Below are 14,883 nucleotides of genomic sequence, written 5' to 3' on the forward strand. Positions count from 1 at the left end.
ATTGCTATGCCCTTACTTTGCTACTATCAGTTCTTGTAGATATAGTGTTTTATTGAGGTATTCTAGTACCTCCTCCTGTAGGCGAAGGATTGTTTTCAGGTAGGCTATCGCCTCCTTCTGTACGTCTAGTATTGCCTTGAGGGACTGATGCACCAGAATTAGTAGGCAGATTATTATATGTCCGTGCAACCTGGCTGAATTGATATTTTGTGATCGCACTAGCAGTGTTGAAATGGCTCCTGATGGTTGGTAATCCGCGATTCGCCAATGCTACAAGGTCGGGATTCTGCCCAAGTGCTGCTTCGCGTTGGAAAAGGGCTGCGTTTTCCAGATGAGCATTTACACCGCCCTCATCCATATAGGCTTGGTCAAAGCGATCGCCCTGTAGCTGAGACAGTCGCGCCTGTCCTGCTCGAAATTTTGGCGCAGGAGCATTGGGAGGATTTACACCTAATCGTGAACCAATCCGTGTCAAGTCATTTTTCACCTGTGTTTGCTCTTGAATCTCTGCTGTAGCAAATTGTTTGACTTGAGGATTAGTCGAGCGCTGCAATGCTAATTGCCCCAGCGCGATGTTACCTAAGCCTGCTTGACCTGCATCTATAATGAACTGCCGATCAACCTCGTTAACTTGGGTATTTTGGGTTGGTGTTGTTCGATTGGTTTGAGCGTTCACAAACTCACTATTTGGAAGTAATGCTGAGTATCCCAATGAGACGAAAAATCCGACTGCAACGAGAGCAATAGTAACTAAGGTTCGTTTAATCATGATCCGTTCCTAAGAAAGCTTGGCTAAACCAGCGTGTATTTCCACTAGATCGTTTGCTCAAAATTTTTTTGCGAGATTGATGATTGTGCAAAGAACCTAATATGCCTGGAAAATTACGCTATTTCCAATACTCTTGTCCTTGGGATAAATATCCATCTTTCTTGAGGCATGTTTAGAACCCCAAATAAAAGGTAATTTTTTCTCAAATCAACTTTATCCAATCAAACGATATAAACCATGTTGTTGAGCAATTGCTCAAAAGTCACTATCCAGACCAGACAAATTACACAATATTAGTTAGTTTAGGCGATCGCCAAGAAGTCTAAAATTTATATATATACAATTTAATGTCTTTAGTTTTGAATTGTTAATATCCTATTATTTGAAGGATAAATCGAGTGGAAGCCTTGCTTAAACTGGTTTAGTATCAGAATTTATTAATAATTTTTGGATTGGACATCATCAAATATTTCTGATCTGTAACTATTGTAGTGGATACTTAAACCAGTTAATGTTTTTATACTTCTAATTTACTTTGTTTTAATCTTTACTTACAAAAGTAACGTTCATATAAGCCTTTTGGCGTATATCTAATTATATATTTAGTTAAAAATAACATAGAATTAAGTATTGTTAACGTTATAATTTTAATACTTAAGAATAATACAGTAGTTTTTAATTACTATATTTAGATAGATGAATATGTAATTAAAAAAAGCAAATAATAAGACTAATTCTTACGAGAAACAGAACTTGTTAGTCCAATATTCTGCAAGTTGAGTTAATAATCTATGTCAAGCAATAAAGTGCAATTACAAAACAACGGTGTGAGTCATATCGTGTCACCAACGGTAAACGAAGCAAAATCATCCGAGACAGCGAAATCACAATCGCTAGGCACATCAAAAAATTTATCCTCATTCAACAAAAACTCTCGGTCAACAAAAGCTTTTACCGATACACCTGATATAGTTTGCTTATCTCATCTGCGTTGGAATTTTGTATATCAAAGACCACAACATCTTTTAAGTCGCTGCGCTCAAAAAAAGAGGGTGTTCTTTATTGAGGAGCCAATTTTTAACCGGGAACCATTGGGGCGATTGGATATTAGTGAAGACAAAAGTGGAGTAATAGTTGTTGTTCCATATTTACCAGAAGGTTTAAGTGAAGAAGCAGTAAACGCAGATATAAAAGTACTGCTTGATAGGTTATTTGCAGAACATAATATCTCTAAGTACATTTGTTGGTACTATACGCCAATGGCGATCGCATGGGCAAGCCATTTAGAACCTGAAGCTGTGATCTACGATTGCATGGATGAATTGTCTGCCTTTAAAGGAGCATCCCCTACTTTAAAGAACTATGAAGCAGAACTATTTCGTCGAGCAAACCTAGTATTTACAGGCGGACAAAGCCTTTACGAAAGTAAGGTAAACCAGCATCCAAACGTTTATGCCTTTCCCAGTAGTGTAGATGTACCCCACTTTGGCCAAGGAAGAACCGTTAAAGAAGAACCAGCAGATCAAGCAAATATTCCTCATCCCCGCCTTGGCTTCTTTGGTGTAATTGATGAGCGGATGGATATTGAATTACTAGCTGGAATTGCCGAGGCTCGTCCTGATTGGCATTTAGTCATAATTGGGCCGGTTGTGAAAATAGACCCAGCAACTCTGCCACAGCATGAAAATATTCATTATCTCGGTGGTAAAGACTATAAAGACTTGCCAGTATATCTAGGGGGTTGGGATTTGGCAATGTTGCCGTTTGCGCGAAACGAGTCAACACGTTTTATTAGCCCGACTAAAACACCAGAGTATTTAGCCGCAGGTAAACCTGTAGTCTCTACCTCGATTCGAGATGTGGTGCGTCCTTATGGAGACTTGAAGCTAGTACGAATTGCAGACACGACTGAAGATTTCGTTGCCGCAGCAGAACAAGCATTGCAAGAAGATACCCCAGCATCAGGATGGTTGAGTCGGGTAGATGCATTCTTAGAGCAGATTTCTTGGGATCGGACTTGGGGATCTATGATGCAGTTGATCGATTCTGCGATCGCAACCACACCAGATACCACAACTAATGGTAAAAATGGGAAATCTCCCATCTCAACAGATATCCCAGAAGCACCAAGCATCGTTACCAGAGACTTTATATTTGATTACTTAGTTGTTGGTGCAGGTTTCTCTGGCAGCGTTATCGCCGATCGCTTGGCGAGACATTCCGGTAAAAAAGTATTGGTTGTAGACAAGCGCAACCACATTGGCGGTAATGCTTACGACCATTACGACGACCACGGGATTCTCGTACATAAGTATGGCCCTCATATCTTTCATACCAGTTCCCGCGAAGTATTTGAATACCTCTCACAGTTCACTGCTTGGCGTTCTTACGAACATCACGTTCTAGCCAGCGTAGATGGACAACTCGTTCCCATCCCCATTAACCTTGACACCATCAATAAACTCTATGGAATGAACCTCAACTCATTCCAAGCAGAAGAATTTTTTCAGTCAGTTGCAGAACCGAGAGAACACATCCGTACCTCTGAAGATGTAGTGATTAGTAAAGTTGGTCAAGAACTTTACGAAAAATTCTTCAAAAACTACACTCGCAAGCAATGGGGACTCGATCCTTCAGAGCTTGACAAAACAGTAATTGCCCGAATTCCCACCCGTACCAACCGCGACAGCCGATATTTCACAGATAGTTACCAAGCAATGCCACTGCACGGCTTTACCCGGATGTTTGAGAATATGTTAAATCATCCGAACATTAAGGTAATGCTCAACACCGATTACCGCGAAATCGAGAAGGCTATACCCTGCCGCGAGATGGTTTACACTGGGCCAGTTGATGAGTTTTTTGATTGTCGCTACGGTAAACTACCCTATCGCTCATTGGATTTCAAACACGAAACGCATCACACCCCTGTGTTTCAGTCAGCGCCAGTAATTAACTATCCCAACGAACAACTTTATACCCGCATCACCGAATTTAAGTACCTAACCGGACAGGAACACTCCAAAACTAGTATTGTTTACGAGTTTCCCAAGGCAGAGGGCGACCCCTATTATCCAGTGCCACGTCCTGAAAATCAGGAAATTTACAAACAATACAAAGCCTTGGCTGAGTCAACACCAGGTGTGCATTTTGTGGGACGGCTAGCTACATACAAATATCTCAACATGGATCATTGTGTGGCGCAGGCTTTAGCAACATACAAACAAATAGCGGTTAAGGCTTAAGTTTTTTGATGTTGCTCGTGGGCAGCTGCTGCCCAGCCTACACTTTTTTAAAGTAGAGACGCGATGAATTGCGTCTCTACAAAAGTCAGGTTGGCAATTTTATGTGACTGGCAGATGATTTAGTGGTTACTAAGTACAGCATTTCATTAATTCGTAGCGAATTAAATTTGGCAATACCCTGCAATGCCAATGCATCAACTAACAACGCCAATGTATTGCCTGACAATGGCAATGTATTGCCTGACAACGCTAATGCATCGTCTGACAATGGCAACGTATCGGTTGACAACGCTAATGCATCGTCTGACAATGCCAATGCATCGACTGACAATCCTAATGCATCGATTGACAATCCTAATGCATCCCCTTGCATTAAAAACGCAACGCTACGATTTTATGCAAAGCTGTACCATAGCGGTTCCCATTCAGATGTGGTAGAGCATTACATCACGAGGTGTAGGGGCACGGCAGTGCCGTGCCCCTACGGGTGTACCTCACCTAAACGAGAACCGCTATAAGAAACTGTTGGATCTGAGTATTTCACTAATTGATTCTGAATTCTGTATTTTTCTTCATGCTTTTGTGGTCAACATCCGCAAGTGATAGATATTATATCTGCGTTATCAAAACGCGGAACTATTAAAGTAAGACTTACGCAAAATTACACGCTGTACGGGCAATTCACGAATTGCCCGTACCTGAAAATGAGGTTTCGGCTATTGTTTGCGTAAGTCTTGATAAAAGTAATAAAAGCTTTAGTTGTGTAAATTATGTCTTTTTTCTTTAACTCAAGTGAAGACGTGACAAATAACGTTTTGAGAGAGAATAATTCACAACTCCCCTTGGAAGTGTGGGCTGGTGTAGAGTGTACAGTTAATCGCGTGGGTGATGAGTATTTAGACCAGTTGGAACGCAATGGTCATGCAACGCGCTTAAATGATTTAGATTTGTTTGCAGAACTAGGGATAAAAGCTATCCGCTACCCTGTATTGTGGGAGAAGATAGCACCTAATGGGCTAGAAAATGCCGATTGGTCTTGGCCTGATGAAAGGCTGGGGCGCTTGCGCGAACTTGGCATCCTTCCAATTGTGGGATTAGTGCATCATGGTAGTGGCCCACGAGATACGAGTTTGGTAGACCCAGAATTTCCAGAGAAACTAGCAGTGTTTGCGCGTGCGGTTGCCGATCGCTATCCTTGGGTCACACATTACACACCTGTAAACGAGCCATTGACAACGGCGCGATTCAGTGGAATGTATGGTCACTGGTATCCTCACGGGCGGGATGATTTAACTTTCGCCCGTGCTTTGTTGGGAGAGTGTCGCGCAGTAGCCTTGGCAATGAAGGCAATCCGGGAAGTCAACCCTAGCGCTCAACTAGTGCAAACCGAGGATTTAGGTAAGATTTACAGTACACCTAAACTAGAATATCAAGCAGAATTTGAGAACGATCGCCGTTGGTTGAGCCTTGATTTATTATGCGGTCGAATTAACCCGACTCATTCAATGTGGGGTTACTTAAAGAAGTGTGGTATTAGTGAGGCTGAACTTGAGACATTTTTGCAAAATACCTGTCCTCCTGACATCATCGGGATTAACCATTATTTAACCAGCGAACGTTTTTTGGATGAGCATACAGAAAATTATCCAGCTTGGACGCACGGCGGTAATGGACATGACAAGTATGCAGATGTAGAGGCGGTGCGAGTTTGTGCTGAGGGTTTGGCAGGCCCACGTACATTATTACTAGAGACATGGGAACGCTATCACCTGCCCCTTGCTGTCACCGAAGCTCATATTAGCTGCACCCGTGAGGAGCAGCTACGCTGGCTTTATGAGGTGTGGAATGCGGCAAAAGAATTACAAGCTGAGGGTGTGGATATCCGCGCTGTCACTGTTTGGGCGCTCCTTGGCAGCTACGATTGGAATAGTTTAGTTACAAAAGCTAGCGGCTACTACGAGCCAGGGGTATTTGATTTGCGTTCGCGTAGCGTCTCCTCTGGAGAATCGCCACATCCTCGACCAACAGCGATCGCAAAAATGGTGCAGAATCTAGCAAATGGGCATGAACTAAATCATCCGCTACTTGAAACCCCTGGCTGGTGGCATCGACAACAGCGCCTCTTATACCCTGCAATAAGTTGCAGTGCAATGATAGGGAAAGCGAGGAAAAAAACTTCCTCAATGCCCCCCGCCTCTCCTCGTCCTCTGGCGATCGTCGGTGCTAGAGGAACTCTCGGAAAGGCTTTTGCTCGGTTGTGCGAAGTGCGCGGAATTTCATATCAACTGCTGACGCGCCAAGAAATGGATATTACCGATCCTGCCTCTGTGGATGCGGCGCTTACCCAGTTGAAGCCGTGGGCGGTTGTGAACGCTGCCGGATACGTGCGGGTGGACGATGCCGAAAATGAACCCCATGTTTGCTTACAGGTGAACGCCGAAGGCCCAGCGATTCTAGCTGCCGCTTGCGCTCAACATAACGTGCCACTGCTGACTTTTTCCTCAGATTTAGTATTTGATGGTGCTGTATCTAATCCTTATGTTGAAACTGATACTGTTGCCCCTCTTAATGTATATGGGTGCAGCAAAGTTTTGGCAGAAAAGCTGGTATTGCAGGCTTATCCTGCATCACTGGTGATTCGCACAAGTGCATTTTTTGGCCCGTGGGATGAGTATAATTTTGTCACGATCGCTCTGCGTCAGCTTAGTGCTGGTAATAATTTCATTGCCGCAGAGGATGGAATTGTTTCACCTACTTATGTACCAGATTTAGTTCATGCCAGCCTAGATTTATTAATTGACGGCGAGTGTGGGCTGTGGCATTTGGCGAATAAGAGTGCGATCGCTTGGGCTGATTTCGCGCGGTTAGCGGCTAAACAAGCTGGAGTCAGTATCACCAATCTGGTTTCTGTGCCTACAGAACAACTTGGTTTAACTGCTCCCCGCCCAACTTACAGCGTTCTTGGTAGCAGCCGAGGTGAATTTATGCCATCCCTTGACCATGCAATTTCTCGCTACTTGGAAGAAAGAATCTAGTGGTTCATATCATTAATTTAGATGAGTTTGTAGTAATCACAAAGCGTGCTTCTTTGAAAACTAAAGTCCTCACTACAACCATCTACAGCAGTCCTAAATCATTCGTGAAAAGTTAGATCCCCGACTTCTTAAAGAAGTCGGGGATCTGGACACTGAGAATTTTCACAAATCAAACAGGATTGCTTATATTAACCAAATTTATCTTTACCCCCAAGCCCCAATTATGTCAACCATTTTAGTAACGGGAGGAGCCGGATATATTGGCTCCCATGCTGTATTAGCTCTGAAAAATGCAGGTTATGAAGTAATTGTTCTGGATAATCTATCCAATGGACATCGTGAACTTGTAGAAGATGTTTTGCAGATAAAGTTGATTGTTGGCGATATGAGCGATCGCGCCCTGCTTGATAACATATTCTCAACTCACAATATAGAGGCAGTAATGCATTTTGCTGCTTATATTGCCGTGGGTGAATCTGTCACCGACCCAGCTAAATATTACCAAAATAATGTTGCAGGAACCCTGACACTTTTAGAGGCAATGCTTGCTGCGTCAGTTAAGAAATTTATTTTTTCTTCTACCTGTGCCCTTTATGGTGTACCAAAGTTTGTTCCCCTTACCGAAGAACATCCGCAAGATCCCATTAGTCCTTACGCTACTAGCAAGTGGATGGTAGAACGAATTTTATCTGATTTTGATACAGCTTACAATTTAAAATCTGTACGTTTCCGTTACTTTAACGCTGCCGGTGCTGATCCCAATGGGTTGTTAGGTGAAGACCATGAACCTGAAACTCACCTTATACCATTGGTACTATTAGCTGCTTTGGGTAAACGCGAATCTATTTTTATTTTCGGCACTGATTACCCTACCCCAGACGGTACTTGTATCCGGGATTATATTCACGTAACTGACTTGGCGCAAGCTCATATTTTGGGTTTGGAATATCTACTCAAAGGTGGAGAAAGCGAAGTATTTAATTTGGGTAATGGCAGTGGTTTTTCCGTCAGAGAAGTGATAGAAACTGCTCAAGAAGTAACAGGCAAAGAAATCAAAATAGAGGAACGCGATCGCAGACCAGGCGATCCTCCTATTTTAGTTGGGAGCAGCGACAAAGCAACTAAAGTTTTGGGTTGGCATCCCCAGTATCCCAACGTTAAGGAAATCCTCACCCATGCTTGGCAATGGCATCAACAACGGCATAGATAGGATGTTACAATCCTGCGCTTAAAAGCGTGGGATTCCCTCTAAATCTTATATCTTAACTAAACGGCTAACATGATACTGCTTAACTGCTTTTAGTTCCATCTCTTTTGCTGAGTTCAATGCAACCATCACCTGACCACAAACTTCAACTCTAGCTTCATAAGCACCTGATTCATTGCTACCTGGAACTGTAAAATCAATCCGAACTTCTGCCCAATCAGCATCATCTTCTTCTCCTTGAGCAACCTCTTCTATTGCAAGCAATTGTCCAACTTTCAAGTAGTGAAGCCAAGTCCAACCTAATTGCATCCAAATTTCGCGTTCAGCAATTTGCTCAAATTTGCTCAAACCTGCCCATCCTCGGTAAAACTGACGCAGACCAAAAACCGAATCATCTCTGTTTACTAATAAATTAAGGACTTCTGGTTCTAAATGTCCCCAGAAACACCCTTGGGGAAAATCAGCTAAAGTGGGGGCAAATTGATGACCACCAAAGTGATTGGTTTGCCAAACTCTTAACTTTCCTTGAGAAAGTGGAGCATATTCTTTACGCAATCGCCGATATATAGGATTGCCAAATCTCCCACAAGCAAGGTCAACTTGAGCATGGGTGCAAACCATGAGTTCACGAATGTGACTCGTTTGTTGCTCATACTCGTGAAACTGTGATAAATCGTTGGGCTGTTGCATCAACTGTTTGAGTATTGCCGTTACTAGAACAGTTGCTTTCTGTTCTGGAACAACAAACTCTTGTTTCTCAAACTGAAAAAATAATTTGGCAGGACGATAGTAGTACAGCACACGGGTAAAGCCAGGGTGAGAGTACTCACTATCAGGGGCAATTAACATTGGTCGTATGTTGATTCCCTGCTCCTCAACCTCTTGGAACAAACTTATTAATGCCTTAATTGTTGGATTTTCATAATAAATTTCTTCCGGCCAAGGTTGGGGGATTTCCATAATTAGCCAATAGTCAGAAGCCCCTGCTGTACCAATAGGATCTTCTCCGTTGGCTTTAGAAACTAATGAGCAAAAACGACAATCTGTTGTAAGGGATTGGTGAGTGTTTTGATGCATGTACAGCAGATTTCCTTGGTATTGCATTAAAATTTACTAAACTGAACTAAAAACTGACAGTTTTGACTGCTCTTGATGTTTCCGCCGTCCATGCAGGATCATTTTTACACCACTAGCAGGGGAGCAAAGAAGACCGCCAAACTTGGGGCGTTCTGGCCGTTTACTTACTAGTTCTAATTGATAGCGTGATATAATTGTTGCTAATACAAGCTTCATTTCAAATAAGGCAAAACTTCCACCAATACAAACACGAGAACCACCCCCAAAAGGGAGAAATTCGTAAGGTGAGAACTGTTTTTCTAAAAAGCGTTCTGGCTTAAATTCTTTTGGCTCTGGGTATAAATCTTCGCGTTGATGCGTTGAATAAATATTACTAATAAGTACTGTACCGGGATGTAATTCATAGCCCATCACTTCAACAGGAGATTCTACTAATCGGGGAAATGCAAACAACTGAGTTGGATAAATTCGTAAGGCTTCGTTGCAAACAGCGCTTAGATAAGGTAGTGCAATAATGCTCATCGGGTCTGGGTTTTCACCAAGGCTATCAATTTCTTCAAGCAGTCGTTTGTGAATAGCAGGTAAACGGTGAATCCAATATAGTGACCAACTAATTGCAGTTGCTGAAGCATCTTGAGCCGCGAATATGGGTGACAAAAGTAGGTCACGCACCTCTTCATTACTTAATGGCTCACCTGTTTCATCATGAGCAAATATTAAATCAGAAAGCATGTCAGTGCGTGAAGAATCAGCCACTCGACGACGTTCTTTAACTTCCGAATATAGCAATTCAAAAATCTTCTCTCGAAGATCAAGCATATATCCTTGGGGACTCCACCGACCTAAATCTTGGTTTCCTAAAGGTAATTTTGATATAAATTGAAAGAGTTTGGATTGCTCAAACTTGAACATCGAAACAAACAAATGTTTGATTTTATTGTAGAGTTCGCCTTCACGTAATCCCAGCACAACCTCTATACCTATTGGCAGAGTAATTTCTTCTATGATTGGGTAAGCAACAAAAGGTTTGCCAACCATTTGTTGATTCATAATTTTTTCCGTAAGTTCGCAGATACTTTGCCCACAGGCTTGCATTCGTGTTCCATGAAAAGCCTGCATTAGTAACTTACGCCGATTTTTATGAATTAAGCCATCTAGCTGAAGAACTCCTTGATTTCCTGTGAATAAAGCGAAATCTTGGTTCAATTTTCCAGAAGCTGTAATTTCTTTAGTATTGGTAAAAATTTGCTTGTTACCTAAAGGATTACTAACATAAACTATGGGTGTAGAACCAAGCGTTATCATTACTATGTCACCATAGCGTTTAAAAATAGCATCCATATAGGCAAATGGATTAGCCTCAAATTGTAGATATAGTAACCAAGAAGGAGTTCTAGGTTTTGGGGGTAGTTTCATTAGTATTTATTACTCGCATTGTTTACAACAGATTTCACACAACATTATCGATACAACTTCTAAGATTTTTAGCTAAGTCTTGAATATAAGGTTCGACAAACATCGAAAAATGATCGCCTGTAACTTCAATTACTTCTATAGGCTGTTGAGAAAATTTACCCCAGCCTAGAAATGGATCGTCAGTATACCATTCTGAACTTTCAAAATCGTGAATTATAGCCTCATTCGCTCGCAATAAAGTCATTTTGCCAGAATAAACCTTTGGAATATAATTTCGCATTGCTTGGACATGACCTTTGAAACCTTTATAATGGCGGAGAAAATCTTTAATTTCTGTATCGCTAAAAATGAAGTTTGCTTTTTTATTAATCAAATGAAGCTGCTCATTTAATGGCAAATCTCGTAGTTCTTCAAAAGGTACTGAAAAGTCTATATTATTATCAGTTTTTATTGATTCAGCCATACGGAGTAAAAATTTTGCATCATCATCTTTTGTAAATTCAATGTGTGTTTCTGATAATATGGCATCGATAACAACTAATAAACTTACAGTTTCACCCTGGCTTTGCAATTGCTGGGCTATTTCAAAAGCAAGTACACCCCCGTAACAATGACCACCTAAAAGATAAGGGCCATTTGGTTGCACCTGACGAATTTCTTTCAGGTAACGAGTTGCTGTTTCTTCCACTGAACTAATTTCTGGTTTGTCTCGATCTTGGGTATCCTCCAATGCATAAAATTGATAATCTTCACCAAGTCTTCTGGATAGGTTAAAGTAGTGACTAATACCTCCACCAGCACCATGTATACAGAAAAAAGGTATCTTAGAACCAGAGGAGTTAATTGTAACTAAAGGAGAGTTAGAACTCTGACGGGATGGCTGACTAACAATGGTTGCTAGTTGTTCAATTGTGGGATTTTCAAAAAGAGTGGATAGAGGAAGATTATGCTCAAATCTGTCATGAATTTGAGCCATTAAGCGTACAGCTAAAAATGAGTGCCCACCTAAGTCAAAAAAGCTATCTGTCACCCCAATCGGGTTAGTATTTAAGATATTTTCCCAAAGTTTTACTAATGATAACTCTGTGAAATTACGAGGAGCAACAAAGCTGCGAGTAGTATTTGAGCAAATAACTTCGTCGGTTTTCAGAGAACGCTTGTCTACTTTGCCATTAGGTGTAAGTGGTAGTGCATCCAGTACAACAAAGGCAGAAGGTAACATATAATTAGGCAATTTCTGTTGCAAATAAGGCAAGATTTGTAGAGATATGTCTGGTTTATTTGTTACCAAATAAGCAATCAAACGCGGATTACCTTGAAGATCGTTGCTGGTAATTACAACAGATTCTTGGACATCTGGATGCTGTGTAATGACAGTGGCAATTTCGCCTAATTCTACTCGAAAGCCTCTAATTTTTACTTGTTCATCGCGGCGACCAAAATACTCCAGATTCCCATCCTTGAGACAACGAACTAAATCACCCGTTTTATAAAGCTTTGTTCCTGAAATAAAGGGGTTATCAATAAATTTTTCGTGGGTTAATTCAGGACGATGTAAATAACCCATCGCCAATCCATCACCACCAATGTAAAGTTCACCAATACATCCCAAAGGTGTTGGTTTTAAGTAGCGATTTAACACATAGACTTGGGTATTGTCAATAGGGCGACCGATAGGAATACTGTTTCCTTCTTCGGGGAATAAACTGGTGTCGTAATAGGTGGCATTTGCAGAAACTTCTGATGAGCCGTAAAGGTTAATTAGTTTGGCAAATGGCATTAAGTCTCGAAAATTTTGAGCTAATTTGATTGATAGTGCTTCTCCACTAGTTATCCAAAGTTTTAGCTCTGATAATTTATTAGTTAAATGACTGTAATTATCTAGAAGTAAACGCAGTAATGAGGGAACAAGTATTATCCGAGTAACTTTGTGATGCGCCAGAGTTTCTATAAATAATTGCGGGTCTATTACAGTTACATCATTAATAATTACAAGTGGAATTCCCTTAAGTAAAGGAGCAAAAATTTCCCAAATAGAATCTACAAAGCTAATAGCAGTTTTCTGACAACAAATCTCTCCTGGGGTGAAAGGATAAGTTTTCCAGAGCCAGTGTAAGCCATTGATTGTACCGCGATGAGTGCCAAGAACGCCTTTAGGAGTACCAGTTGAGCCTGAAGTATAAATAATATAGGCTAAATTACCAGCAGTGTTAGTGGGATTTTCTTGACTTTCTTGAGCAATTTCATCTTGGTGGATATCTAAACAAACAGTTTTAGCTGAAGATAATGATATTTTTTCTAATATCTGTTGTTGGGTAATTAGCACCGATGCTTGAGAATCGGATAGCATAAAGCTTAGACGTTCAACTGGATAAGTAGGATCAAGGGGAATGTATGCACCACCAGCTTTGAGGACAGCTAAAATTCCCACCACCATATCTACAGAACGTTCCAGACACATAGCGACGAGGGTTTCATTTCTGACACCCTGTTTTTGTAAATAATGTGCAAGCTGATTAATTCTCTGGTTAAGTTGACGATAAGTAAGTTTTTCAGAGTGGCTAGTTAATGCTAGAGAATCTGGTGTTAGTTGAACTTGTTCCTCAAATAATTGATGCAAAAATACATCTTGAGGATAATTAACATGAGTTTGATTAAACTTAAATAATAGTTGTTCTTGCTCAGAAGGTGTTAGCAGGGATAACTCACTCAAATGTTGCTCTGGATTAGCAACAATATTTGCCAACAAAGTTTGAAAATTGTTGATAAATTGGATAATAGTTGTTGAGTCAAAAATATCTGTATTGTACTCCAAACACCCTGTTAATCCTTCTTGGGATTCAGACATTGATAAGAAAATATCAAGTTGAGCCGTACCACTATCAAATTCCAAAGTACGCAAAGTTAAACCAGACACTTCTTGCACAGTCGTTGGAGTATTTTGCAGCACAAACATGACTTCATAAAGGGGATTCCGACTTAAGTCACGTTCGGGTTGCAATTTTTCTACTAGCATTTCGAAGGGCAAATCTTGATGTGCATAAGCATCGAGAGTTACCTCACGCACTCGATGGAGAAATTCCCGAAAAGTGGGATTACCACTGAGGTTATTACGTAATATCAAAGTATTCACAAATAAGCCCAGCATCCCTTCTAATTCGGCTCGGTTGCGGTTCGCAATTGGAGAACCAATTAAAATGTCTTCTTGGTCTGTATAGCGATTTAATAATATATTAAATGCTGCCAGCAAACCCATAAATAATGTAGCGTCTGCTTGCTGGCTCAATTGTTTCAATGCATCAGTTAGAGATTTTGATAATGTAAAATATTGTTTGGAACCAGTAAAAGATGTAACGGTAGGGCGTGGACGGTCTGTAGGTAATTGTAGTATGGGTAGCTCACCTTGAAGTTGTTGCTGCCAATAATTTAGTTGAGTTGCAAGGAATTCACCTTGAATGCGATCGCGTTGCCAAATTGCAAAATCCCCATACTGTATGGTAAGTTCGGGTAAGGGGGAAGGCTGATTTGTAGAGAAAGCAGCGTACAGCGTTGACAACTCCCGCAGGAACACATCACAAGACCATCCATCTGTAATAATGTGATGCATAGTAACAAGCAAAACATGCTCTTCTTGACTTAAGTGCAGTAAAGTTGCTCTGACTAAAAGTTCTTTAGCTAAATTAAAAGGTTTTTTTGCTGATTCTGCTACAAGTTGCTTCACCTCAGATTCCCAGTTTTGACCTGATAAGTGTTCAAGATTAATGATAGGTAAATCGCAAGTTGATTGGGCTAGAATCTTTTGCGATGGTTCTCCATTTATAAGTTGAAAATTTGTCCGCCAAACTTCATGACGATTGATAATTTCATTCAGACTTTGATGAAGCGCTGTAATATTCAGTTGTCCTTTGATATGGAAAGCAATAGGAATATTGTAGAAAGCACTCCCGTGATAAAGTTGGTCAATAAACCATAACCTTTGTTGAGAAAAAGATAAGGGAATATTTTCAGATGTTTGACGTTTGGGAATAGTATCAGTTTTAGATTTTCCTCCCTTCCATTTCTCTAAAAGGGCTTTTTTCGCAGGTGATAAATTAGAAGATTGTTTATTCATAGTAATAATTATTCGTGAACTAC

8 protein-coding genes are annotated in these 14,883 nt (G+C 40.8%); 3 read left to right on the plus strand and 5 right to left on the minus strand.

Going from position 1 to position 14,883, the window contains the following annotated elements; genetic code table 11:
- Positions 1-49: 49 nt before the first annotated feature.
- Positions 50-769, minus strand: coding sequence for a DUF4142 domain-containing protein (locus VB732_RS15380; RefSeq protein ID WP_323231731.1), 720 nt, complete (start codon positions 767-769; stop codon positions 50-52).
- 791 nt (positions 770-1,560) lie between these two features.
- Here VB732_RS15380 and glf point away from each other — a divergent pair.
- Positions 1,561-4,014, plus strand: a complete 2,454-nt coding sequence (gene glf / locus VB732_RS15385) for a UDP-galactopyranose mutase (protein ID WP_323231732.1) — start codon at positions 1,561-1,563, stop codon at positions 4,012-4,014.
- An 85-nt stretch (positions 4,015-4,099) separates the two neighbouring features.
- Here the strand turns inward: glf and VB732_RS15390 are convergent, their stop codons facing one another.
- Positions 4,100-4,387: a hypothetical protein gene (locus VB732_RS15390; RefSeq protein WP_323231733.1), complete on the minus strand. Its 288-nt coding sequence runs from the start codon at positions 4,385-4,387 to the stop codon at positions 4,100-4,102.
- Positions 4,388-4,784: 397 nt separating this feature from the next.
- Between VB732_RS15390 and VB732_RS15395 the strand changes: the two genes are divergently transcribed.
- Both VB732_RS15395 and galE read left to right on the plus strand, forming a co-directional pair.
- Entirely contained in the window at positions 4,785-7,049 is a 2,265-nt protein-coding gene (locus VB732_RS15395) for a family 1 glycosylhydrolase (RefSeq protein WP_416235751.1), read from the plus strand.
- A 223-nt stretch (positions 7,050-7,272) separates the two neighbouring features.
- Entirely contained in the window at positions 7,273-8,259 is a 987-nt protein-coding gene (gene galE, locus VB732_RS15400; RefSeq protein WP_323231735.1) for a UDP-glucose 4-epimerase GalE, read from the plus strand.
- A gap of 45 nt (positions 8,260-8,304) precedes the next feature.
- Here galE and VB732_RS15405 read toward each other — a convergent pair whose 3' ends face one another.
- The 3 genes from VB732_RS15405 to VB732_RS15415 are packed head-to-tail and all read right to left on the minus strand — an operon-like array spanning position 8,305 to position 14,860.
- A complete protein-coding gene (locus VB732_RS15405) occupies positions 8,305-9,333 on the minus strand; it encodes a sucrase ferredoxin (RefSeq protein ID WP_323231736.1) in 1,029 nt (342 codons plus the stop codon).
- A gap of 36 nt (positions 9,334-9,369) precedes the next feature.
- Positions 9,370-10,749 carry a cytochrome P450 gene (locus VB732_RS15410; protein WP_323231737.1) on the minus strand — a complete coding sequence of 460 codons (1,380 nt, stop codon included), beginning with the start codon at positions 10,747-10,749 and terminating at the stop codon, positions 9,370-9,372.
- A gap of 34 nt (positions 10,750-10,783) precedes the next feature.
- Positions 10,784-14,860 carry an amino acid adenylation domain-containing protein gene (locus VB732_RS15415; protein ID WP_323231738.1) on the minus strand — a complete coding sequence of 1,359 codons (4,077 nt, stop codon included), beginning with the start codon at positions 14,858-14,860 and terminating at the stop codon, positions 10,784-10,786.
- Positions 14,861-14,883 lie beyond the last annotated feature (23 nt).

Source organism: Nostoc sp. UHCC 0252 (assembly GCF_034931145.1).
Lineage (GTDB): Bacteria > Cyanobacteriota > Cyanobacteriia > Cyanobacteriales > Nostocaceae > Nostoc.